Source organism: Ureibacillus aquaedulcis (assembly GCF_030418165.1).
In the GTDB taxonomy this organism is placed as follows: domain Bacteria; phylum Bacillota; class Bacilli; order Bacillales_A; family Planococcaceae; genus Ureibacillus; species Ureibacillus aquaedulcis.
This window is the reverse complement of record NZ_JAUHTQ010000003.1, coordinates 140,509-164,003: the sequence shown is the minus strand read 5'-3', so window position 1 is coordinate 164,003 and position 23,495 is coordinate 140,509. Positions and strand designations below refer to the sequence as shown.

22 protein-coding genes are annotated in these 23,495 nt (G+C 36.6%); 16 read left to right on the top strand and 6 right to left on the bottom strand.

Annotated features, from left to right (window positions below; all coding sequences use genetic code 11):
- Positions 1 to 210 precede the first annotated feature (210 nt).
- The 4 genes from QYB95_RS05635 to QYB95_RS05620 all read left to right on the top strand — a co-directional run bounded on the left by QYB95_RS05635 (position 211) and on the right by QYB95_RS05620 (position 5,661).
- Positions 211 to 1,836, top strand: a complete 1,626-nt coding sequence (locus QYB95_RS05635; RefSeq protein WP_301137282.1) for a flavin-containing monooxygenase — start codon at positions 211 to 213, stop codon at positions 1,834 to 1,836.
- 57 nt (positions 1,837 to 1,893) lie between these two features.
- Entirely contained in the window at positions 1,894 to 2,850 is a 957-nt protein-coding gene (locus QYB95_RS05630; RefSeq protein WP_301137280.1) for an alpha/beta hydrolase, read from the top strand.
- 195 nt (positions 2,851 to 3,045) lie between these two features.
- Positions 3,046 to 3,870, top strand: a complete 825-nt coding sequence (locus QYB95_RS05625; RefSeq protein WP_301137278.1) for an aldo/keto reductase — start codon at positions 3,046 to 3,048, stop codon at positions 3,868 to 3,870.
- 489 nt (positions 3,871 to 4,359) lie between these two features.
- On the top strand, positions 4,360 to 5,661 hold the full coding sequence (locus QYB95_RS05620; RefSeq protein ID WP_301137276.1) for an NCS2 family permease: 1,302 nt from the start codon (positions 4,360 to 4,362) through the stop codon (positions 5,659 to 5,661).
- A 323-nt stretch (positions 5,662 to 5,984) separates the two neighbouring features.
- On the opposite strand, the gene QYB95_RS05615 is transcribed toward QYB95_RS05620, so the two are convergent.
- The gene (locus QYB95_RS05615) at positions 5,985 to 6,170 is read right to left on the bottom strand and encodes a hypothetical protein (RefSeq protein ID WP_301137274.1); all 186 of its coding nucleotides are present in this window, start codon (positions 6,168 to 6,170) and stop codon (positions 5,985 to 5,987) included.
- A 262-nt stretch (positions 6,171 to 6,432) separates the two neighbouring features.
- On the opposite strand from QYB95_RS05615, the gene QYB95_RS05610 reads away from it, so the two are divergent.
- Both QYB95_RS05610 and QYB95_RS05605 read left to right on the top strand, forming a co-directional pair.
- Complete coding sequence (locus QYB95_RS05610; RefSeq protein ID WP_301137272.1) at positions 6,433 to 7,455, top strand: DUF3231 family protein; 1,023 nt, start codon at positions 6,433 to 6,435, stop codon at positions 7,453 to 7,455.
- 7 nt (positions 7,456 to 7,462) lie between these two features.
- Positions 7,463 to 7,945, top strand: coding sequence for a hypothetical protein (locus QYB95_RS05605; RefSeq protein ID WP_301137270.1), 483 nt, complete (start codon positions 7,463 to 7,465; stop codon positions 7,943 to 7,945).
- 146 nt (positions 7,946 to 8,091) lie between these two features.
- Here QYB95_RS05605 and QYB95_RS05600 read toward each other — a convergent pair whose 3' ends face one another.
- The gene (locus tag QYB95_RS05600) at positions 8,092 to 9,555 is read right to left on the bottom strand and encodes a phospholipase D family protein (RefSeq protein WP_301137269.1); all 1,464 of its coding nucleotides are present in this window, start codon (positions 9,553 to 9,555) and stop codon (positions 8,092 to 8,094) included.
- Positions 9,556 to 10,208: 653 nt separating this feature from the next.
- Positions 10,209 to 11,753 (bottom strand): alanine/glycine:cation symporter family protein, encoded by a 1,545-nt coding sequence (locus QYB95_RS05595; RefSeq protein ID WP_301137268.1) that lies wholly within the window; start codon positions 11,751 to 11,753, stop codon positions 10,209 to 10,211.
- A 688-nt stretch (positions 11,754 to 12,441) separates the two neighbouring features.
- Here QYB95_RS05595 and QYB95_RS05590 point away from each other — a divergent pair.
- From QYB95_RS05590 to QYB95_RS05580, 3 genes are all read left to right on the top strand, one after another.
- Complete coding sequence (locus QYB95_RS05590; protein WP_301137267.1) at positions 12,442 to 13,086, top strand: hypothetical protein; 645 nt, start codon at positions 12,442 to 12,444, stop codon at positions 13,084 to 13,086.
- 254 nt (positions 13,087 to 13,340) lie between these two features.
- Positions 13,341 to 13,817 (top strand): DinB family protein, encoded by a 477-nt coding sequence (locus QYB95_RS05585; RefSeq protein ID WP_301137266.1) that lies wholly within the window; start codon positions 13,341 to 13,343, stop codon positions 13,815 to 13,817.
- A gap of 177 nt (positions 13,818 to 13,994) precedes the next feature.
- On the top strand, positions 13,995 to 14,555 hold the full coding sequence (locus tag QYB95_RS05580) for a histidine phosphatase family protein (protein ID WP_301137264.1): 561 nt from the start codon (positions 13,995 to 13,997) through the stop codon (positions 14,553 to 14,555).
- Positions 14,556 to 14,660: 105 nt separating this feature from the next.
- Here QYB95_RS05580 and QYB95_RS05575 read toward each other — a convergent pair whose 3' ends face one another.
- Complete coding sequence (locus QYB95_RS05575) at positions 14,661 to 14,909, bottom strand: hypothetical protein (protein WP_301137263.1); 249 nt, start codon at positions 14,907 to 14,909, stop codon at positions 14,661 to 14,663.
- 55 nt (positions 14,910 to 14,964) lie between these two features.
- Complete coding sequence (locus QYB95_RS05570; RefSeq protein WP_301137262.1) at positions 14,965 to 15,168, bottom strand: hypothetical protein; 204 nt, start codon at positions 15,166 to 15,168, stop codon at positions 14,965 to 14,967.
- Between the two features lie 736 nt (positions 15,169 to 15,904).
- On the opposite strand from QYB95_RS05570, the gene QYB95_RS05565 reads away from it, so the two are divergent.
- Positions 15,905 to 16,429: an immunoglobulin-like domain-containing protein gene (locus QYB95_RS05565; protein ID WP_301137261.1), complete on the top strand. Its 525-nt coding sequence runs from the start codon at positions 15,905 to 15,907 to the stop codon at positions 16,427 to 16,429.
- A gap of 359 nt (positions 16,430 to 16,788) precedes the next feature.
- The gene (locus QYB95_RS05560; protein ID WP_301137260.1) at positions 16,789 to 17,607 is read left to right on the top strand and encodes a copper amine oxidase N-terminal domain-containing protein; all 819 of its coding nucleotides are present in this window, start codon (positions 16,789 to 16,791) and stop codon (positions 17,605 to 17,607) included.
- A gap of 194 nt (positions 17,608 to 17,801) precedes the next feature.
- On the opposite strand, the gene QYB95_RS05555 is transcribed toward QYB95_RS05560, so the two are convergent.
- The gene (locus tag QYB95_RS05555) at positions 17,802 to 18,122 is read right to left on the bottom strand and encodes a YflT domain-containing protein (RefSeq protein ID WP_301137259.1); all 321 of its coding nucleotides are present in this window, start codon (positions 18,120 to 18,122) and stop codon (positions 17,802 to 17,804) included.
- Between the two features lie 484 nt (positions 18,123 to 18,606).
- Here QYB95_RS05555 and QYB95_RS05550 point away from each other — a divergent pair, with 484 nt between their 5' ends.
- From QYB95_RS05550 to QYB95_RS05530, 5 genes are all read left to right on the top strand, one after another.
- On the top strand, positions 18,607 to 18,735 hold the full coding sequence (locus QYB95_RS05550) for a hypothetical protein (RefSeq protein WP_301137258.1): 129 nt from the start codon (positions 18,607 to 18,609) through the stop codon (positions 18,733 to 18,735).
- A 1,004-nt stretch (positions 18,736 to 19,739) separates the two neighbouring features.
- Complete coding sequence (locus QYB95_RS05545) at positions 19,740 to 20,423, top strand: TraR/DksA C4-type zinc finger protein (RefSeq protein WP_301137533.1); 684 nt, start codon at positions 19,740 to 19,742, stop codon at positions 20,421 to 20,423.
- A 267-nt stretch (positions 20,424 to 20,690) separates the two neighbouring features.
- Positions 20,691 to 20,999, top strand: coding sequence for a hypothetical protein (locus QYB95_RS05540; RefSeq protein ID WP_425609177.1), 309 nt, complete (start codon positions 20,691 to 20,693; stop codon positions 20,997 to 20,999).
- 258 nt (positions 21,000 to 21,257) lie between these two features.
- Positions 21,258 to 21,983 carry a hypothetical protein gene (locus QYB95_RS05535; RefSeq protein ID WP_301137257.1) on the top strand — a complete coding sequence of 242 codons (726 nt, stop codon included), beginning with the start codon at positions 21,258 to 21,260 and terminating at the stop codon, positions 21,981 to 21,983.
- A gap of 270 nt (positions 21,984 to 22,253) precedes the next feature.
- A complete protein-coding gene (locus tag QYB95_RS05530; protein WP_301137256.1) occupies positions 22,254 to 23,186 on the top strand; it encodes a DNA/RNA non-specific endonuclease in 933 nt (310 codons plus the stop codon).
- The last annotated feature ends 309 nt before the right edge of the window (positions 23,187 to 23,495 follow it).

The window sequence follows — 23,495 nt, the reverse complement described above, 5'->3', positions numbered from 1 at the left end:
AAAAAATTTATCCCATTTAGAGTAGGTAAAATAGCTAAAAGTAGGAATGTCTAGGACAGGCCATCGTTGGTAAGATGATATTACATACGAAAGTCTGAAATTTCTGTAGCGGAAAGGGTGAACAAAATGTAAGCGTTTTACCGCAGACAATCAGTATCGGGTTATGAATAAGTTACCTACAAATCTTTCGAACATATAAGGGGGAAAACTATGGGAGAAAAGAAATTTGATGCAGTTGTCATTGGGGCTGGGTTTGCAGGGCTTTATATGTTGCATAGGTTACGAGAGCGCGGATTATCGGTAAAAGTCATTGAAGCTGCTGAAGGTGTAGGGGGCGTATGGTATTGGAGCCGCTATCCAGGGGCGAAATGTGACTCTGACTCTATTTTTTATAATTTCACATTCTCTGAGGAACTCTATAAAAAATGGCGCTGGAAGGATCGCTATGCTTCTCAGCCCGAGATATTGGAGTACTTAAACTTTGTTGCGGACGAACTGGATTTGCGCAGGGATATTCAATTTAAAACACGCGTGAACAAAGCGAGTTTCAATAATGAACGAAAGCAATGGGAGATACAAACCGATTCCAATGAAACCTTCGTAGCGAAATACTTCATCAGTGGGGTTGGCTGTTTATCCACAACGAATATACCTCCATTTGAGGGAACAGAAACTTTCAAAGGCGAGCAATATCATACAGGGCGTTGGCCACATGAAAAAGTAGATTTTACTGGGAAACGTGTCGTCATGATTGGAAATGGGTCGAGTGGTGTTCAAGCAATGCAAGAGATTGCAAAAGAGGCCAAGGAACTTACTTTACTAATGCGAACGCCTCACTATGTGGCTGAAGCACGAAACAAGAAGTTAACGAAAGAAGAACAAGATAAGGCAATTGAGAACTATCAAGCGATTCGCGATTCATTTTCAAGTACACCTGGTGGGATAGACCTATATACTACTGGAAAATCGGCTACTAAATTTGATGCAGAGCAACAGAAGGAGACACTGGATTATATTTGGAAAACAGGTGGACTAGCATTAGGTACTGTTTATACAGATACAGGTGCGAATAAAGAAACGAATTTCGTTGTTTCCCAATATGTTCGCGATAAAATCGATGAAATTATCGAGGATCCGGAAAAAGCCCAACTGCTGCATCCTGATTATTACATTACAACGAAGCGATTGATCATCGGAACAAACTTCTACGAGATATTTAATGAGGAGCATGTGAATCTAGTCTCGATAAAAGACAATCCAATCGAGGGGATTGTCGAAAATGGCGTGAGGTTAAAAGAGGGAACAATTGAGGCGGATGTCATTATTTATGCAACGGGCTATGAAGCAATGACAGGCTCACTTCTGAAGATTGATATTCAAGGAAGGGATGGCCAAACGATTCAAGAAAAGTGGGGAGAAGGGCGAGATGTCAAAACGTATCTTGGCCTGACAATGGAAAACTTCCCGAACTTCTTTATGATTACTGGTCCACAAAGTCCTTCTGTATTAACGAATATGCCTGCTGCCATTGAGCAGCATGTTGACTGGATTGACAAGTGTATTGCGTATTTAGAAACGAATGACTTGCAAACTATCGAGGCTCAAAAAGTTTCCGAGACGAAATGGGGAAAACAATGTGATGACTTGGCTAATACAACATTATACCCTCATACAAATTCTTGGTATACAGGAGCCAATATTGATGGAACGCAACGCGGGTTTGTGATTTATGTAGGTGGGTTGAATAATTACAAAGTGATTTGTGATCAAGTGGCAGATAACAATTATGAGGGCTTTTCTTTTGAAAAAGCACATGCCAATGTAGTGCTTCAATAAGTAACCGAGAAATTGAAGTAGCTTTCATTTCTTAATAATACTAAGGGGGAATTTGTAATGAAAAACCGTGTGAATTCAGAGATTGTCGATATGCTAGATTTATTTCCACCACTAGACCTAGATAATTATGAGGCGGCACGTGCTGCAGCAGCGCAGGCACCATTAGCTCCACAAGATCCAAATATCACGATTACCGACAAGATCATTGAAGGTCCGGATGGCAATGATCTACGTCTTCGAATCTATGAGCCTGTTTCAAAATCGGAAGAATTGGCCGGTCTATTATGGATTCATGGCGGCGGCTATGTATTGGGATCGCCTGAAGAAAACGATGGGTTATGCCAGCAGTTTGTAAATGAAGCAGGATGTGTTGTTGTATCTGTTGACTATCGATTAGTTCCCGAGCATCCATACCCAGCGCCATTGGAAGATTGCTACGTGGCCCTGAAATGGTTTGCAGACAATGCAAAAGAATTGGGTGTTGATGCTAATAGAATCGGGATTTCAGGATTAAGTGCAGGTGGTGGCTTGACTGCAGGATTATCATTGCTGGCAAGAGATCGCAAAGGACCGGAGATTTGCTTCCAAATGCCTCTATATCCAATGATTGATGACCGCAATAATACACCATCAAGTCACGAAATTACGGGCAACTATATTTGGAATCATGACCTTAATGAAAAAGGCTGGTCTTTCTATCTGAATGGTGAAAACGGGAAAGACAATGTACCAATCTATGCGGCTCCAGCTAGAGCAACAGTGGAAGATCTTCAAAACTTACCTTATACGTATACATGTGTAGGGCAGCTGGACCCATTCCGCGATGAAACTTTAACTTATGTAACAAAGCTTGCTCAAGCGGGAGTTGACGTTGAATTCCATCTATACCCTGGTGGCTACCATGCCTACGAAATCGTTAATCCGGAGGCCGAAATCAGTAAACGCACAAATCAGGAATACGTCAATGCAGTAAAGCACGCGTTGAACCGTACAAGTTCAGTACCAGCGAAATAACTTAATGTGAAGGGTTGCCTAAAAGAGGGCAGCCCTTTTTTCTATGGAATAGAGACTCTTCCATGTCGGCAGTCCGGAAACTAAAATTTTGTGTACAAAACAGTGAATATTCTTTGAATTCCTTTCGAATTTTCGGTAAAGTTTAAGAGTAATTAATTCTATACTCGAAATAGTAGATTGAAGGGGAAATGTAGAATGACAATTTCTAAGACAATTACTTTAGCAAATGGTGTTGAAATGCCACGCGTTGGTTACGGTACATTCCGTATGAAAGACCATGAACTTGCGTATCAAGGAGTGAAAGATGCTCTGGAGGCAGGCTACCGTGCCATTGATACAGCGGCGATTTACGAAAATGAAGAAGCAGTGGGCAGAGCCATCAAAGACTCCGGAATTGCGCGTGAAGAGCTATTTATTACAACAAAAGTATGGAATACAGATCAAGGCTACGACCAAACATTAAAAGCTTTCGAAACGTCCTTGAAAAAATTGGATCTAGACTATGTAGACCTATACTTAGTGCACTGGCCAAAACCAACATTAGTAGAGACATACAAAGCAATCGAACGTTTATATGAAGAAAAACTAATCCGTGTTCCTGGGGTTTCGAATTTCCATGAACATCATTTCGAGCAACTATTTAAAGAGTGCTCTGTCAAACCTATGGTCAACCAAGTCGAATGCCACCCTTCTTTATCACAAGATGCTTTGCGTGAATTCTGTGCAAAAGAAAATATCGTGATAACAGCTTGGGCACCACTAGGTACAGGAATCGTGTTTACACATCCAGTTGTGAAACAATTGGCGGCGAAGTACGAAAAAACACCGGCACAAATCATTTTGCGCTGGCAATTAGAAATCGGCAACATCGTCATTCCAAAATCATCAACACCTGAACGAATTGCAGATAACCTAAATATCTTTGACTTCAGCCTGCAAAACGATGAAGTCGCAGCAATCACAGCACTAAACACAGACCACCGCACATCACTAAACCCGGATGATGGGTATAACCAATAATTAAAGTTATGGGCACTTTCTCTTGCAGAAAGTGCTTTTTTAATTTTTAATTACTGTACGGGGTATAGAGTGGCTGTAGTTTATGAATATACTATCTACTCCTAAATCTTACATTTTTTCACAGACGTTCTCCTTGCTGGCCCTCACCATCCTAGCAATCAGAATTGGGCCAAGTATATAGCAAATCAGACTCGTATAAAGACCGGGGAAATAACCGCCAACCATGATGGAGTAAACCGTATGTTGAATGGCTTGAATACAGACGCCCATTATTATAAAAAACCAGGCGATTAATATTGGAAATTTAATATTCTTTTGCATGGCTATGCCTGTTATTCACATGACCATATCCTCATATTCTAAATATTTTTATTATAACAACTTTTTGTATGAGACGAAAATTCACATAAAAACACTTGCATTAAAACTAAAAACCGAATATTATTTATTTCGTTGTGTTAAATGTTCGTATTTAGGAGGTTGAACTTTTTGTTTCGACTAAAAGAAAATAATACTACTGTAAAAACTGAAATTTTAGCAGGTTTAACGACTTTCTTTACAATGGTATACGTTGTAATCGTTAACCCTTCAATTCTATCTATTACTGGTGTGCCTAGTGAACAAGTATTTACAGCGACAATTATCGCTGCTGTATTTGGTACGTTATGGTTAGCACTATTTGCAAATTATCCAATCGCAATGGCTCCGGGTATGGGCCTGAACGCATTCTTTACGTTCACGGTTGTCCAAGCTTCTAAAGGTGAAATTGACTATATGACAGCCTTTTCTGCTGTATTCGTAGCCGGTATTATTTTCTTCATTATTAGCTTAACGCCTTTACGACAAATGCTCGTAAAAGCAATTCCAAATAACTTAAAATTAGCCATTACGGCTGGTATCGGTTTATTCATCGCATTCATCGGTATGCGTTCAGCAGGCCTGGTGACAGGTGACGAATCAAACTTAGTAAAATTAGGCGATTTATCGAGCCCTATGGTTTGGTTAACAATCGTAGGTGTTTTTGTTACCGCTATTTTAATCATGTACCGTGTATTCGGTGCAATTTTCTGGGGTACGATTGTCACAGCAATAATCGCTGCATTTACTGGCAACTTAACATTTGATGGTGTTGTTGCTATGCCAGCATTACCAGAAGGTATTTTAGTATGGAATCCAATTGAAGCATTTGGCGATGTAATTAAATACGGCTTATACGGGACAGTATTCTCGTTCATTTTAGTTACATTATTCGACACGACAGGTACAATGGTCGGCGTCGCTAAACAAGCTGGTATTTTAAAAGATGATAAACTACCACGAGCACGTCAAGCATTCCTTGGTGATTCATTAGCAACAACAATCGGTTCAATGTTTGGTACAAGCCCCACAACGGCTTACGTAGAATCTTCTTCTGGCGTAGCAATGGGTGGACGTACTGGTTTAACGTCGTTAACAGTTGCAGTACTATTTTTAATTACTGCATTCTTCTCACCATTAGCGGGTGCGTTAGCAAGTGTTTCTGCCATTACTTCACCTGCATTAATTATCGTAGGTAGTTTAATGATTGGTGCTGTTCGCGGTATCGAATGGGATAAAGTTGAAGAAGCAATCCCAGCATTTTTAGTTATTTTACTCATGCCATTAACATCTAGTATTTCAACTGGTATCGCATTCGGGTTTATTTCTTACCCTTTATTTAAGTTATTCAAAGGTGAAGGTAAAGATGTTCACCCATTACTTTACTTCTTCGCGATGTTATTCATTATCCAGTTAGTATTTATGCCTCACTAAAAATTTCAAGCCTCTCGTTTAAAAGCAAGAGGCTTTTTTTTTTGCCAGGCATGGCAACTATCTAGGTAGTGAAAGTCTACTGTGGAGGTACACATCAACCAACCACTAAGGAAGCGCAAGGTACTTATGGCGAGATTGCCCCATTACTACAATAAATTCAATAAGAAAAGGCATCAATCCTTCTTGGATCAACGCCCTCTAGATTAATTCATTTCTTAAAATCAACTACATAACAGTTCCACTTCACAATAAATATATCGAAAAATTATTATTGAATTTTGAGTTAATAGTAAAAGCGACTAACTAAATTGAATTACCTAAAATTATCGATTTGGCATATTTGGGTTTTGTTCATGAAGCTGCCAATAATATTGGACCAGTTGATTCTCATACTTAAAATGCAATTCGTAAAAATACATATGCAATTTCGGATCTATATGTTCATAATATTTCGCTAAAGTGCCATATAAACTTGTCATTTGAAGAAGTTGTGCTAAACGTGGATCCATTGATTCTCTCCTTTTTCTTTTCATCTATAAACAACGTATTCAAATGTCATGAAGCCCATTAGGCTAATGTCTATCCGAAGACAATATACATTCAACAATCGGGCGCTTTCCTGAATAAGGAAAGTGCTTTATTCAATTGAAGGGCCGTTTAACTGTACAAGAGGAAATAAAGTCAAGGGTTATTTGGGTTCGCTCATAAAATGTGAGTTATTGCAAAGAATAGATTCATGTCTAAAATCATTCTTTGGAGGTCAACCCAGCTATGACTGAACATCAAACAAAGCTTACATCTAGTGAAATAGCCTCAATATGGACTAACTATATGAATGATAGTATGTCTAAGTGCATCTTAGGTTATTTTTTAAAACATGTAGAAGATGATGAAATCAAATCGATTGTACAGTTTGCTTACGATCTTTCAACTGCACATATAAAAAAATTAACGAGCATATTTCAAGAAGAACGTATCCCGGCACCTATTGGGTTTACAGACGGGGATGTTAATATGCAAGCGCCACGAATGTACACGGATATGTTTATGTTAAATTATATTCACCATATGTCTAAAATTGGAATGCTCTCATTCAGTACATTCACTTCTATGGGTGCCAGGGAAGATATACGAAATTATTTCACTGAAGGTCTGAACGAATCATCAAAGTTATTTAATAGTTGTTCGAATGTTCTTCTTTCAAAAGGATTATTCTTACGAGCACCTTATGTAGCTTATCCAACCGAAACTGACTATGTAGACTCAAAAAAATATTTAAGTGGGCTAAATCCTTTCAGCAATAAACGTCCTTTAAACATGGTTGAGATATCTCATTTATTCATCAATATACAAACGAATCTCATAGGGACAAAAATTGCCCAGAGTTTTGCTCAAGGTTCATCAATAGAAAAAGTTCAAAAATATATGTTAAGGGGAAGGGATATTGCACAGAAACACATTCAAGTATTTGCAAAAGTTTTACTTGAGAATAATATACAGGCTCCTGCATCATCTGATATTTGCATAACAGATTCCATCGATGCGCCTTTTTCCGACAAGCTAACTATGTTTTCAATATCTTTATTAAACTCATCAGGAATAGGAAATTACGCAATGTCGGCGGCGGCAAGCCAAAGAAGTGATCTCATTCTTCACTATGAACGATTATCGGGTGAAGTTGCTCAATATGCGAAAGATGGGTTTGATATCTTGATTGAACATGCATGGCTAGAACAACCACCAGGAACAACTGACAAGGACCAAATCGTGAAGAAAAAAGATACTATGGATTAATTTTAGAATGTCAAAGGAAGGTCGAATTGAAAAAGTCTTTTGGAGTGTCGCATTACCAGGCTTTGGACAAATATTAAATGGTCAGTTTATTAAAGGTGTTTTTTTTGTTGGACTAGAAGTTTTAATCAATGTTCAAGCAAATTTAAATAAAGTGATTATCTACAGCTTTCAAGGCAACATGAAAGCAGCTATTGAAAATACCAATTATGCTTGGCTCATGTTTTATCCTTGTCTTTACATGTTCGCAATATGGGATGCTTATCGATATGCCGAGGGAGAGGTATCCCCTTATATCTTTCTTCCATTTGTCTTTAGTGCCTATTTCGGAACTATAGGGGTAACTTATTCCTCTAGATTAGAGCTATTCGGGGTTCTATTGGGCCCTGTTTTTTTACCGATACTATTTTTGATTTCAGGAATATGCATTGGTTTTTTTATTAAAATTATCGTTAAATATGTTAAAAAAGCATTAACTGTTTCTTGCAGATAATGGCGTATATGCAGGAGCTTTTATTCAACAATCGGGCGCTTTCCTTGAGGAAGGAAAGTTTTTAATCAATTGTAGGGCCATATTCTGGAGTAAAGCGTTTAAAAAGGAGATGCCACATTCAAATAGGAGGCATCTCCTTTTTTCCGTTAATAAGTGGTTACCTTGGCTGCTCTTTGAGCCGTGTAAATCCAGCGCTGCCACCAGGAGAGGTTATCCTGATATTCTTCCGCCTCAAGAGTGTAGAGGGCATCTTCATTCTTCCAAAGCCGTTCAAAATACCGTTCCATATCCAAGGCGAGCGCGCTATCATTTGGAGCTAGGATGCGTACGTTACTTTCCAGGTTGTAATTCTCCAAGGTTCGTTCCGTATAGTTGGCAGAACCGCTTGAAATGATTGTTTGTTCCGCTGTTTGAATCCAGATGGCTTTTGTATGGTATTGGCCGACGACGGTGTTGTACCAGCGAATGTTGATTTGTTCATTTGTATCCTCAAGCAGCTCGTTCACAACCGGTCGATTCGGCAGACCGGACTTTTCCCGGCCGAATGAGTTTTCATTTGGGTCTAGAATCATATTTACCTGCACGCCCCGGTTTGCTGCATCTGTTAAGGTGTTGACAATGTCGCGTTGGGCAATGAAGTACATGCCAATCCAAATTTTATCTCCTGCTTTTGTATTCGCTAGATCTTTAAGCAGTGCGTCCAAAATTTTCTTCTCGGTCAAATATTGTACAGCATACTGGCCGTCATCTTGCTGGGGCATATCAGCCCTCGGCAATTTCGGACCACCTGACATGAGCGACACCGCTTCTTCCGCCTCCAGAATATCGTTAATGACGGGCCCCGTTACTTTCAAACCAAGATTTCCGTGGAAGCCACTTGCGTCATGCGGGTTTGATGATGTGATAATCGCTTCCTTTTCCGAAACGGCCGCTTTGCGGTGGTTGGCTTTCACGTTGAGCAGTTCCAAATAAGAAGATACGGTCATTTTTGGCGCTTTGCTTGACATGGCGTTGGCAATCCATCCTTTGTCGTTGTGGTCGAACCATTGAAAAATTAATCGGTATAAGCCTGAATAAATCGGCGTGGAATCCCGCAGCTGCTCTAAATCGGTGTAAACAATTTCTACCCCGGCTTCACGCATCTTCTTGAACCACGGGGTTTCATAGGAGCCATAGCCCTTATTGAGCGGATCGGTGATGAAAACAACCGGCATATCGGGATTGTTTTTCTTTTTCTCGGCAAGCTTGCCAGAGAGGATATTCGCGATTGACGGGAAATCTTCTTTTTCATCGAAATACCCATCCATCAAAAAGAAATCCACCACCACAAACTGTTCGGCTTCATCAATCATCGTGTAAACTTCATCAAATATATGATTCTCATGTTTCCGATTGGTCCCTTCCTGGTCTTGCGCATAAGTTAAATCCGTTAGCATTTCAATATTGTCTGTTCTATGCAAGTCTCCTTCATAGGAAACGTCCTCCGGCAACGGTTTATATGTATGCCATAACATTTCTCCTATATATAGCAAAATCAAAAGAAGTATAAGAGCGCTTATAACTTTTTTTCTGCCACTCCAGCTGTTCCATTTCTTCTGAACTTTTTTCATTGAAATTCCTCCAATACTCTTGTACTTTTAGTTCCCGTCTACAAGCAAAGTTAAACAGTGGTAGCTTGCATGGCGGCTGGAAGTTTTCAAGAAAATGCTAGTGGCGCTAGTATCTTTGGGAAATTACAATAGGTATTAGAAAAATGGAAAGAGACGGCTGAGAGAATATAGAGAAGGTTAGAGGCGGCATAACAAAAACGGTGGCTATTGATATTACAAGATCAATATTTTAAAAGAGACGAATGCTTTTATGTATATTACAAAAGATATTTACAGTGATAGTTAAATTATTGCTATTCCCTATGCGTCATTTTCTTATATGTGTGGTGTGAGAGCATAGAAAGGGATTAGAGGACTAAAAAAACTAAACTTAACTTTGGGAACAAAAACTGGACGGCTAGTAAATGCCATTAGAGAAGCTATTGATGGTATAGAATGTTTTTAAGTCGTGAACCATTTTAAAATGGCCAATCCTTCGAACTCCAACTATTGGTTGCAGTTCTTGAAGAGGGATTGTGTCTTTCTCAATAAACTAGCTAATAAAAGCTAATCGTTAATTCAACAATCGGGCGCTTTCCTTGAAAAGGAGAGGGCCTTTCTTCATGAAAAGGGCCAGATTGTCGAATAAGAATCAGCGTGGGTCGGCTTGTCCGTTATTCAGAAAAAGGGTTTGGGACCGGTAACAGGCGCTCTTTGACTTTTTTCGCTACTACCGTCCTTCCCTTTGAAGAAACGGTCTTTGGTATAGGGGATCTCGCCTCAAGATCTTCCCAGAAATCGGCGTTTTTAATGCCTAATATAATCGGGTTGAATGATGGGTTAAGCCCCAAACTTTTTTGTGTATCATAATCTTTAAGCGCAGTTAAAGCGGTTTTAGAAAGCAGCAAAATGGTGATGACATTCACCCAGCCGAGCAGACCGACACCTAAATCGGTAATGGCCCAAATCAGCGTTGCAGAATTCACTGCTCCGAAAACAACCATGCCAAGAAGTCCGATGCGGGCAACATGCGTAATGTATTTACCTGCTTTGTCCATATTCAGCATTTCTTTAATGAAAGCGATATTCGTATCCATTTTGTAGAAGTAGGTAATTAACGTAGTAAAACAGAACAGGAATAAAGAAATTGACATAAAGTATTGACCGAATGTTGGGGAAATCAGTGTACTTATAGCGGCCTGTGTATAAAGTTCAGGGTCAGCACCTGGGAAGTTGGTTACAATTGCTTCGCCAGCGCTTGGCACAACATTGTACATACCTGTAATCAAAATCATCAGCGCTGTTGCTGTACAAATAACGAATGTATCAATATAGATGGAAAAAGCTTGTACTAAACCTTGTTTAGCAGGATGCGAAACACTTGAAGCGCCAGATTCAAAGGTTTCCGTACCTAAACCGGCAGCACTTGAGAATACACCGCGCTGTACACCCATTGCAATGGCTGTACCAAGCAGGCCGGCAAATGTAGCGTTCAAATTAAGTGCACTTGTTACAATCAGTGATAACATCGCAGGAATTTCTGAAAAGTTCAGTACCAATAATGCGATACAAATCGCCACATATGCCAATGCCATGAACGGCACCAAGTATTCTGAAACTGTGGCAATACGTTTGACACCACCATAAATGATAATGGCCATAAAAGCAGCAAGCAGAAGACCTGTTGCTAGTGGGGGTATATTAAATGAATCCTGAACAGTTAAGGCAATTGTATTTGCCTGAACAGTCGGCCACAAAATCCCGATAACGATAATCAGAATCGTGGCGGAAATGATTGAAAACCATTTAAGGTTCAGCCCTTTATATATGTAAAATGGCGTACCTCCACGATATTCTCCATCGATTTTACTTTTGAAAATTTGCGAAAGGGTAATTTCGATAAATGAAGTAGCGGCACCTAAGAATCCCATAACCCACATCCAGAAAACTGCACCAGGACCACCGAGGCTGATGGCCGTAGCGACACCAACAATATTACCTGTACCGATACGACTTCCAAGCGACATCGCCAATGCCTGGAATGAAGAGATGCCAGCATTATCATTATTTTTTTCAAACAGTAATGTGATCATATCTTTAAAGCGTCGAACTTGGATAAACTTTGTTCTCAAAGTGAAAATTAGGCCAACAGCCAAGAATAAAAAAACGAGCGCATTACTCCAGATATACTTATTTAAAAAGTTTACTATTTCTAACATTAGAAACCACGTCCCCTGAGAAATTAATTTTAAATGAAGATTGAAATAATCGAGCTCTAATCATTTCATTCATTTAAGTTAAGAATGCTTTATTTGAGTTTTCCTTTAAAAATAAAATACTTAATACTGTAAATAACACAATCAAGTGGTTGCTAAACAAAAGTTCTTCGGTTTTGCAGTAAATTCATTAGAAATGATGATCCACAAACCCTTTCAAGTAGGTTGTTAACGGTGTTTTGCTTTATAAAAAAAATATTTCTTAGAAAGGGGATAAGCAAATGAAACATTTGAACAATGGGAACGGGTAGGGGTATTTAAATTTCTTTCATAAAATTTAGGGTAGTATCTACTTGGCTCAATGTTTAACAATTCATTTAAACTTATATGTGCAATACTAGAACAACTCTATGTATGTTAAAGGAAGCGGTCTAGATAGAATAAGGAAATATTAGGGAATTTAGTTATTATTATATAGTAGAGTGCTTCTCTTCTTTTATTTTCAAAAGGACGTGAGATTTTGACTGAATTATTTAGTGCTGGAAGGAAGGAAGATGCGTTAGTCGGGGTGCAGTTCAGTGTGCCTTTTTCAGCAGTAGGTCCATTTAACGGAATAAATGTATATTTATGTTATAATTGGAATTGTATTGTAAATAAATATGCTTTTCTTGCAATGTGGAGGAGAATTTGAATGACAGTTGCAGTACATCGCCAAAAAATCCAAATCCAATTGAAGTCCTACCTACTTTTTGTCGGGTTTGGATTGGTTGCAGGAATTCTAACTAGATTAACGGACTTTTTACCAAACGATGATTTATGGAGTTTCAGCTCAATAGCCACTTTATTTGGTTTTTGGATGTTAACAGTGACATTAATTATTTATTTTAGTTCCTCAAATAAAAATGCCGCTATTAACGTTTTATTATACATATTAAGCATGAATTTTAGTTTTTATTATTTGAAGTATCTACTTGGTTTTTTTATCCCAAGATTCTACAATGAAGATTTTCAATGGCATCTTTTTATACTGTATAGTGTTTTTGCCTTAGTGTGTAGTGCTATTAGTTATGTACTTTACTTTTGGAACAAAAATAACAAAACCAGTAACTTTTTGTACGCATTGCCTGTAAGCGGATTAGCTGCCGAAACAATTGGAGTAAGTATCTATTTATATAACAATCATACATTTTTATTTCAATTAATTTTTGATTCCCTAAGTTTAATAATATTAGGTTATTGGTTTTATCAAAAAGTAAATAATAAGTTAATTTATATAGCAACCATCGTAGCTATCTCTTTAATAGGTTATTTTTTGGTTTACCATCCATTTCTTTAAACATGCAACTGTTTAAGATTTTTCATTATTCAACAAACGGGCGAATTTCTTTAATAAGGATTGCATCTACTTTTATTAAGGGCCTTATAGCCTAATAACAACTACTGAATTTGGATATTTATGTTTCAATTTAAGCAAGAGTGTAAAGAAAGATACTTAAACTAATAGAGCAGAATACTTAAAATAAAAAGAGAGATCTTAATAATAAGAAGCCAATTCTTATAGTTATAAACAATTATATTGGAGTGTTTACATTGATAAGTTTTTTTGAATATAACTGGCAGGTAAGAGACGAATGGTTTGAATGGTGTAACCAACTTTCAAATGAGGAGTTGATAAAAGACAGAACTGGTGGAGTAGGGAGTATTTTATATACTCTTTTTCATATTATTGATGTTGAATATAGTTGGCTACGCGGTATTCAAGGCAAAGAAGACTTAGTATTTGAATTTGCAGATTATGATTCGCCTGAAAAGGTTAAATCTCTTTCTGATAGATTTCGAAATGAAATAGCAGAATTTCTAAAAAAAAATTTAGATGAATTAAAAGAGATAGAAGTATGTGTCCCTTGGGATGAAGATAAATATACTGTTGTGGAAATATTGCAACATATAATTGCACACGAAATTCATCACATTGGTCAACTCTCGATTTGGTCAAGAGAACTAGAACTCAGCCCAGTACCTGCTAATTTTATAGGAAGGAAATTTAATTCTATTCATTCTTATTAAATAAAGGGGCTTCAGTTGATTAACGATTTTCCACTTTCGCCACAATTCATGAGTAATTGTGCCTTTTTCAGTAAACGGGCCAGATTGTTGAGTAATAGAAACATTAATATATAAAACAATTCAGGTAGTGGGCAATGTTAAAATAGGACATTGTTGTTATTGTAAGGAGCTGAGAAATTGACTAATTTATATTTTGTTAGGCACGCACACTCTGCATATACATCTGATGAATTAAATAGACCTTTATCGGAAAAAGGTTTTGCTGATGCCACAATGGTAACAAAATTATTAAAAACAGAGGAAATTGGTATTGTTGTTTCAAGTCCATATAAACGAGCTATTCAAACTGTCGAAGGCATAGCACAATACATAAATACAGAAATAGATATTATAGATGGTTTGAAAGAACGTACTTTAACCACAGTCCCTGCCAAGGATTTTACTATTGCAATAGAGAAAGTATGGGAAGACTACAACTTCTCTTGGGAAGGTGGAGAGTCAAACTTTGTAGCTCAAAAAAGGGGGGTAGAAACCACATTTACCATACTAGAGAAGTACAAAGGAGAAAATATAGTTATCGGCACCCATGGAAATATAATGGTTTTGATCATGAATTTTTTTAACGGAGAGTATGATTTTTCCTTCTGGCAAAATCTCAATATGCCAGATATATATAAATTAACTTTTGATGGTAAAGTGCTAAAAAGCGTACAAAGATTGTTAATCAATGGAAAATAAAATATATCTTAAACTTACCAAAAAGACCGAATGATATTTCACAAACGGTCTTTTATATCCTCTTAAAAACCAACAATCAATAAAACTACATAAAGATAGGCATTCTTATGATTTTCGTTTTAGTAACTCGAAGATTCTTTGTAATTGAGCTTGCACCTGTGCTTGAAATTGAGCTTGCAACTGAGCTTGCGCTTCGAATTGAGCTTGTAACTCCGCTTGCAACTGAGCTTGCGCTTCAAATTGAGCCTGCGCTTGTGTATCACGGTTCGTAATTTGCGGGTTTACATGAACTTTAATTTTAGGGCCATCATATTTTTCATTTTTGCCAGGATTCAAATCTTTTGCTTGGTTCATCAGAAATCACCTCCTGCAAAGTAATTGGTTGATTTAATTCAGGCATGATTGACAGTTATTTTAGTAGATCAAGAATTTGCTGCAACTGAGCCTGTAACTGAGCTTGGAACTGAGCCTGTGCTTGCAATTGAGCTTGCAATTGAGCTTGGAACTGAGCCTGTGCTTCAAATTGAGCTTGCAACTGAGCCTGTAACTGAGTATCTACATTGTTAATAACTGGATTTACAATTACTTCAATATCTTTATTACCAATACCCATATTAATACCCCCTTTTTATAGTTGTTTTATACCTCTTAATATAGGTAATGAGGAACGTCGGTGACTTTTTGAAAGGCAAAGTCTATATATATTATGAGTAACTAGTGAGCCCTTGAAGGCTGATTACATGCTCTTTAAAAAAACTGCAGTCTATAATTAAAAGACGATGTGATAACATAGCGAGTGGAGAAATATCCCTAAAGTTGATTGAAATTATATCAATGTAAACTAATTCTGGACCGTCTCTTCTAATAAATTCACCTACTCTTAAGTGAGTGGGTCTTTTTTTAAGTAGAGGTTGTTGTGATTAAAATGGTGATTCCACTTTTGTATTTTAAAAAAATAATAGAAGGTCGTTTTTAAACTACCAGGAAAGAACCAGGTTATCTTTCATTCCCTGTTTTAGAGTTTACAATACACATAGATAGCATACGGGGGCGTCTAGTGTACGAGTAACCATATGATAAATTTGAATGTTACTAACCAAACCCCGATGAGCAGCATTCACGATTAATTCCCGTATCGCGAAGCTCATCGGCAAAAAGGACAGTTACTCCATTACAGCCAGTTAAAGGGGGGGCAATTCTTGAACTGGAAATTGAGCCTTATTCATTAATAGGGCCAGATTGTTGATAACCACTTTTAAGTAAATGGATATTAATGTTTATTTATAGGCTTGCATGATTTGTAACTTTTCTCAAAAATTATTGTCTAATTGTTAAAGGGGGAGGGAGATTTGAAAAAAATATTTATACCATTAGCGATAATAAGTTTTGCATTAATCGGTTGTTCTCAAGAATCAGAAAGTCAAACAAGTGAACCGACAACTGAATACGGAAGTTCTAGCAAAAGTGGTTCAACTGAGGCAACTGAATGGGAACCTACAATATACGAAAAAGTAAACAACCTTGATGGGGTAACGATGATTGCAAAGGAAGGAACAGTCTCTTCTACTGGATTGACTGTAATCTTTGAGAATAATTCCAACAAGCATATCAACTATGGTGAAAGTTTTTTGCTGGAAAAGAAAATAAACGGAAAATGGTATGAGATACCAGATATATTAGGTGGGAACTACGGATTTAATGATGTTGGCTATGGGTTAGAACCTTTTGAAGTTACGGAATTGTATTTTGACTGGGATTGGCTCTATGGCAATCTAGATAACGGTGAATACCGTATAGTGATAGATATAAACGATTTTAGAGATGCTGGGGATTTTGATAAGTATCATTTGACAGCCGAGTTTATAGTTGATTAATAAAAAATTAGTATGTAAAGAAAATTGCGAAACATCTCCCTTTAATACTAGGACCGTTATTTTGTCAGGTAAAACACAGAAATTACTATCTCAATCTGCAACAAACGGCCGCTTTCCTTGAATAAGGAGAGGGTCTTTCTTCATCAATAGGACCAGATTGTTGACCAACAATTTTAACGTAAAATGGAATTTGTTCTATAATTTTGAAAAAATGAATTTACTTAATATTTTAGATTTTTAGAGACAGAGACGAACAACAAGATGAAGAAGAATTCTATCTTTTTATTAATTACTATTGGTAAAATTTAAGTTATTACATATAACTACTTATCTAATAACAAGATGTGAGAGGGATAAACATGAAGAAGATTAAGAAATTAGCATTTTGTGCTTTAGCAACAGGAGTATTAGTATTACTATTTAAGTTTGAAAATAACAAAGCTCACGCATCACAAATCTACGAATCACAAATCTACGATAACGTTGTCTATGACGGCAAAGCAAAGAATGGAAGAACTTACGCTCCAGTAAGAGGAGTAGGTGAAGAACTAAATGCTCAAGTGAAATGGAATAATAAAACTAAAGTGGCAACTGTAATTAAGGGCCATGATGTTATCACGTTAAAATTAGGTTCTAAGATTTTAAAAGTAAATGATAAAGAAATCCAAATGGATGTATCTTTGCTTTCAGAGAACGGAAAAATTTATTTACCAATGAGATCTATTGGTGAAGCATTTGGTGGAGAGATCACGTGGAGTAAAGCAGAAAAAGCAGCTCACTTATCTTTAGAAGATGGTTATGTTGTAATTTACACTGAAGCACCTCATTATGCTGAAGGTATAAAAGCTCTTGAAGAAGCTATAAACAAAGTTGACAATTTATCAAATGTATCACAAAAAAGAATTTATTTAAAATCGCACTTCACTGATTCAGTAATCAATAAGATCATTCATAACAACGGATTTAATTTTGAAGTTCATCCATTCACTGAATATGAAGACGCTAGCAGCTCATATATCTTTACTAATAACAAAACTTTAAAAGTATATAAACACTTTGGAAGTTTTGAAAGTAAATTTGGTTTAGGTGATATTACTCAAATATTTATCCTTGTAGAGGAAAATGGTAAATGGTTAGTAAGTGATATTAAAGAAGATTTTCTTCCATTCCGACCTTAAGGTCTAACGAAATCCGTCTTTAACTTCTATTTAATAGTTTAATAGTTAATTGTATAAAATAAAAATTTTATTTTACATTTTTAATCACCTCGGTATAAGAACACCGAGGTGATTTTTTATGTTTTATTTATATACTTCCAATGAGTAAAAATTTGAAGTGTTTTAGTTAAACTCACACCATAACGGGTTTGTTTTTACTTATTGGCAACTATGACCAATTTACCTGTATCTAGTTCCTTTTCGAATTGAGCAGCTTCCGTTTCACTTAATCCGACAGAGGCTAACTCATTGCGGAGTTCATCTCCACGGGAACTCACCAGGTTTTTCATAGAAGTCAGGAACCCTTGCTCGCCAATACCAGCTTCCTCTGTCCCCAGTGCTTCGTTAAGATCATCTTCACGTTCTTCATAGTGCGCAAAGATGTAAATGTTATCTCGAAGATATCCTTGCGCTTCTAAATTCTCCACTTCTTGTTTCGCTTGTAATACGTTTTCTACTGTCAATTTGACTATCATTATTTATCCCTCCTATATATGTTCACATTCATTCTATTCCACTAAATTGAATAAATAAAACGTACGGTGGAAGTCACTTTCTATATGTGGTGAGGTTTTATTCTTCTAAAAAACTAATCGGTAGTAAAAAGGTTGAATTCGGTAGTAAACTCTCCAAAATCGGTAGTAATGTCTTTGTTGGTATAGTCACTTTAAAAAGATATGATGCTAGAAATAGACGAGTTGAGATTGATTCCTCAAAAATACCAATGATACTTTTTGAAGGTGATACTCCTTGAATTAAGCGATATTTCTAAAGTTAAATGCAGTACCCGAAAAGGTTGAGCCATCTAATGAATTAGGTATAGGTGAGTTTATAGTTGGAAGAGATATCATACCTGGAGATGATAAACTTTCAACTAATGTTAAATTAAATCCTGAATTTGACAATTTAGGATGGAACATTACAATATATAACGGTGAAAATGGTCAGAGCAGAGATCAAATGTTTACCGCTACTAATAATGATGTAGCTGTCAGCTTAAAAGAAGGTGAAGTTATTTCAATTTCTTACGATAATACTGACCTTGATTCTTCTTCAGATGATGCAAAATTAATACTTACAGATTTATAATAAGAAATAATCGTTAATTTCTTCGGTTGAATACTTTCATCAGGTAAAGGTTTCAATAATTCTCGTATGTTCACGGTCGGCTTTCTCGGGTTAAATGGCGCAATTCTTCAGAAAGAAGAATTGTGCCTTTTTCAGCAATCGGGCCAGTTTGTTGAATAACCTCTAAAAAAATGGATATTTATGTTAAAATTTTATGTGTGTTTATAATATTTATAGAATCATAATTTTCGTTTTTACTTTATAACCACTCTAATCGATACCTATTACTAAAACTATTCAAAGGGGTTTATGCTGATGCTAACGATACCAGAATCATTACATCCATCAATCGTTTTGTTACATTAGCTTATTTTTATTGTTTATTGCTATTTATTTTTTTTAGAATTATCGTTTTTAATTTTGCTCTAAAAAATATTAAACGCCCACTAAGTATCGCTTACGATATTTCTCTTTTCGTCATTACAACAATTTGGTTACTTTATCTACATTTACAAGACTCTCTTTATTACGGTTACGATTCCCCTATTTTATTTTTTGCAGTTCCAGCCTATTTCGTATCAATATTTGATTTCATATACAATTATTTTTTATATAAAAAAAATAAATCCACGAGTTTATAAACTCGTGAATTTTTATTCCTATTGATTTTAAGGTACATACCCAACAGCAGTCCACGACAACCAGTGAAAATATTTATACTTCAAGTAACGAGGGCTTCGTATAGTTGAATAACAATCGTAAACACTCGGGTGCATTTATGAAGAATTGTGCCTTTTTCACTAGACTAGAAATGGGGATTTGGCTTATGAAATACGTTGTATTATTCATTGCTTTGATAATAATCATTACTAGGGTAAAGCGCCTTTAAAGATAATTTGATTTCTCGTTGAAAGCTTTGAAAAGATTGTGAAGTTTATACATTGTATATTTAGTCATTTGAACTTTTCCTTTCGACTAATACTCCAATCAAATTTGTTCATAATAATGTAAAGGACGTGATGACTATTTTAAACGAGAAGAAGATAACAAAGTTGAAAAATATGTTAATTGAGCAAAAACACCTGCTCCAACGAAGAATGGAAACAGATGATGAATATTTAGAACGAGGTAGTCTACGGGATTCTGTTGATGAGTTGTCAACAATCGATAATCATCCAGGAGATCTAGGTACCGAATTATACGAACGTGAAAAAGATATGGCGTTAAAAGTACATGACGATGATGAGTTAGCAAAAGTAAATACCGCCTTACAAAAGATTGAGGATGGTACCTATGGAGTATGTGAAGTTTGTCTTCAAGATATCCCATATGATCGACTGGCGGCACTGCCTTATACCTCATTTTGTATTGAACATACGGATGCAAAAGACATACCAACAGATCGGCCGGTTGAAGAGCAAGTGATTCTTCCGCCAGTTGACAATTCTTTTTCTGGCCGAGATGATAAGGATGATGTTCATGATTATGAAGATACGTTTCAAGTTGTTGCAAAATATGGAACATCCGAAACACCGTCCGATTTTGAAGGGGATTTTGAAAATTATGATGAATTATATGAAGACCCTGAAGAAATTGCCGTTAATGACGAATGGGATTCCTACCATATCTCCGAAACAGATGAATTAACACGTCAAGTTTCCATTCAGGAAATAGAACATGCGAGAAAATTTGATTATTTAGAGGAGTAAATGTGGGCTTCAAAATGCGGCTAATCAAATTGAAGTAACAGTTGCTTTAGCTCAATAAACGACATCCTACTATTTGGCGCAATTCTTGAAGAAGAATTGTGCCTATTTTTGTTTATTGACTAAAATCACTATAAGTGTAAAAATACACTTATAGTGATTTTTGGTTGTTGATTACGACAGTAGAATCTAATTCAAACTAGAGGGGGATTCTTTTGAAGAAGCAGGTATAGATTCTGTGCGGTAATTATTTTATTTTTTACTGGATTAATGTTTTCTATCATACATTCTCTTAACACATACATGCCAGAAAGTGATCCAGAACTTATCGCATATACAGAAGAAAAGGTTAAAGAATATTTAATTCAAGAAAAGGGCATTTCAGAAAATGAGGCATTGGAAATTAAATCTACAAAGAGAACTAAAAGTTCGGATTTTTCAGCTTCTGGATATGAAGTAAAGGTAGTCTTTCCGGATGAAACAGAAGCAATTTATTATTTTCAATTAACAGAAGAAGATAAAGTTAAACAAATTGGAGTTAATAATCTTGAAGCTATAAAACATAAAGAAATTCGATAAGTTACTCAACAATCGGGCATCATTCTTGAGGAATTGGCGTTCTTTTGGCTTTGATGGGCCGTACAGTTGAAGGCTAAAGAATATTGGTTGAAGTACATGAAAAAAGTAGGGTGCTTTCATGTGAAAAGACAAAAAAATAAAGCAATGTTTCCAGACCATATAGGTAATTAATGCATTATACGGAAATCTTAAGTTGGGTTTAATTATTCAGAATTAGGCTATAGAATCATACACTAAACATCGGGGTGGGATGGTTTGATGGAGATTGGCCTAAGTTTGATTTATGCTATCGCTTTTACTCTAATTCATTTGTTTTCTAAATCTATGGCGTTTATCAAAGACACGCCAAGAAGCAGGTTTCTTTCTATTGCAGGTGGGATAGCGGTTTCTTATGTTTTTATGCATCTGTTGCCCGATTTAAATAAACATCAAGATATTCTCGAGAAGTTTGGTGATAGTGGGGTCTTCCGTTTGCTCGAGAATCATGTCTATCTAATAGCCTTGCTCGGGTTAACCATATTTTATGGGCTTGAAAAAATGGTCAAGAATTCTAGGAATGAAATGAATCAGGACAAGTCGAATCCGGGGGTATTCTGGATACATATATCCTCTTTTTTTCTTTATAACGCTTTAATAGGCTACCTTTTAATCCGGGAGGAATTTAATGGTCCGTGGGGAATGTTCTTCTACTTTTTGGCTTTAGCTGTTCACTTTATCACCAATGATCATAGTCTAAGGAAAAACCATAAGGTAGTTTATGATCGCTACGGAAGATGGCTGTTGGCCATTGCTATACTTTTCGGATGGGCGGTTGGATTATTTGTTGAATTAGAAGAAATTTATATATCATTGCTCACTGCCTTATTGGCCGGAGGGGTAATTCTCAACGTTCTTAAGGAAGAATTACCGGAAGAGAGAAAAAGCAGCTTCCTTGCCTTTTTTCTTGGAATCGTTTGTTACTCGGCCTTGTTAATGCTTGCTTGACTTGAGAACTTTATAGTCAAATATAAATAACCTTTATTTACAAAAGGGATCCTTACAGGAGACCCTTTTTTGTTTTGCAGAAAAGGGCTAGGTAATGGCTTGGATTAAATGATTTATTTAAATTGATTCAGTCTTCAAAGGGGCACTTGGGACAAAGTATCTACTGTAATAAAGTTAATCTTAGAATATACTATTATCATTAGTTTAATAGTGTTAACCTATATTCGATTCCGAGATTTTTAGTATGAAATATTATAGGAGAATCCCAAAATGAAAATAAACAATTTAATCCTGCTTTTAACGGCCATCTTTATGGTTGGTTGTACCGAAGTAGAAGACGCATCCGTTTCAGATGCACAAACAGATCAACAAGAAGCAGCCACAGTTGAAACAAATAAAAACAGCGATAAAGAAGACACTGTCACTACGGCTATTGATGAACCAGTAGTAGAGGAAACGCCTACGCAACCAAATAATGAACTGTTCCCAGGATACAAACTTATTGAAGTAGATGGTGGGGAGATGTCTGGATATCGTGAACCTAACGTCGTCGTTGACATTGGTTACGGAGACCGTGAATATTGGGCATTTACGAATGAATACGGGCAACTAGTACGTGTCATTGCTGACGAGGTCATTCTACAAGATGACCGTAACGAACCTGTATTATCATCTGGCAGATACTATCCTGATGAGGCAAAGGTTCCTGGCGTTGAAAGTGACGTTTTGGATGAAGGACATATCATTGCTGATTCACTTGGAGGGGTATCGAATGCCTATAATATTACCCCGCAAGATAGTACGCTCAACCGACATGGTGATCAAGCTTATATGGAAGAGGTGATCCGTAAGGCTGGTGGAGCTACGAATTTTGAAGCTATTATCACATATCCTGATACGGAAACACAGATTCCTTCAAGTTATCAGTATACCTATACTTTAAAGGGTAAACAGATCGTTGATAAGTTTGACAATGTGAACCCTGATGAAGTAAACGCTTCACTCGGCTTAACAGGTAGTGAGCCTTCTGATGCAACTAGTTCAAACACAAAAGGTGATATTTCTAGTGTTGATACTAACGGGAATGGACAGGTGACGATTAAAGAAGCAAAAGCAGCAGGTTTTAGTATGCCAATAACGAGTGATCATTTTCTCTATCCGTTCATGGATGATCGTGATGGGGACGGTATGGTTGGTGAGTAGACCTCTAGAACTTTGAGGCAAAATAAAAGAAAGAGAAGAACAATTTCTTCGTTGGACGATATATAACTAACTGCAAATCAATCTAACGAAAGGCTTAGTTTAATAACGAACTTTAACTATCGGGCACAATTCTTCAGAATTGTGCCTTATTCTACAATTGGGTCATATTGTTGAATAACGTCTTTAAAAGAATAAGGAAAACTATGTTAATACTCAGGTGGATTGTGAAGTAATGTACTTAAACTATCTGGTCAGTTTAGGTAAAGAAAGATTGCGTGTATATCGAAAATTTACGACCCGTTTTCTTTC

Coding starts and splice junctions, on each gene's coding strand:
- QYB95_RS05635 (WP_301137282.1), top strand. CDS start 211: ATGGGAGAAAAGAAATTTGATGCAGTTGTCATTGGGGCTGGGTTTGCA.
- QYB95_RS05630 (WP_301137280.1), top strand. CDS start 1,894: ATGAAAAACCGTGTGAATTCAGAGATTGTCGATATGCTAGATTTATTT.
- QYB95_RS05625 (WP_301137278.1), top strand. CDS start 3,046: ATGACAATTTCTAAGACAATTACTTTAGCAAATGGTGTTGAAATGCCA.
- QYB95_RS05615 (WP_301137274.1), bottom strand. CDS start 6,170: ATGGATCCACGTTTAGCACAACTTCTTCAAATGACAAGTTTATATGGC.
- QYB95_RS05610 (WP_301137272.1), top strand. CDS start 6,433: ATGACTGAACATCAAACAAAGCTTACATCTAGTGAAATAGCCTCAATA.
- QYB95_RS05605 (WP_301137270.1), top strand. CDS start 7,463: ATGTCAAAGGAAGGTCGAATTGAAAAAGTCTTTTGGAGTGTCGCATTA.
- QYB95_RS05600 (WP_301137269.1), bottom strand. CDS start 9,555: ATGAAAAAAGTTCAGAAGAAATGGAACAGCTGGAGTGGCAGAAAAAAA.
- QYB95_RS05595 (WP_301137268.1), bottom strand. CDS start 11,753: ATGTTAGAAATAGTAAACTTTTTAAATAAGTATATCTGGAGTAATGCG.
- QYB95_RS05590 (WP_301137267.1), top strand. CDS start 12,442: ATGACAGTTGCAGTACATCGCCAAAAAATCCAAATCCAATTGAAGTCC.
- QYB95_RS05575 (WP_301137263.1), bottom strand. CDS start 14,909: ATGAACCAAGCAAAAGATTTGAATCCTGGCAAAAATGAAAAATATGAT.
- QYB95_RS05570 (WP_301137262.1), bottom strand. CDS start 15,168: ATGGGTATTGGTAATAAAGATATTGAAGTAATTGTAAATCCAGTTATT.
- QYB95_RS05560 (WP_301137260.1), top strand. CDS start 16,789: ATGAAGAAGATTAAGAAATTAGCATTTTGTGCTTTAGCAACAGGAGTA.
- QYB95_RS05555 (WP_301137259.1), bottom strand. CDS start 18,122: ATGATAGTCAAATTGACAGTAGAAAACGTATTACAAGCGAAACAAGAA.
- QYB95_RS05550 (WP_301137258.1), top strand. CDS start 18,607: ATGTTTACCGCTACTAATAATGATGTAGCTGTCAGCTTAAAAGAAGGT.
- QYB95_RS05540 (WP_425609177.1), top strand. CDS start 20,691: ATGTTTTCTATCATACATTCTCTTAACACATACATGCCAGAAAGTGAT.
- QYB95_RS05535 (WP_301137257.1), top strand. CDS start 21,258: ATGGAGATTGGCCTAAGTTTGATTTATGCTATCGCTTTTACTCTAATT.
- QYB95_RS05530 (WP_301137256.1), top strand. CDS start 22,254: ATGAAAATAAACAATTTAATCCTGCTTTTAACGGCCATCTTTATGGTT.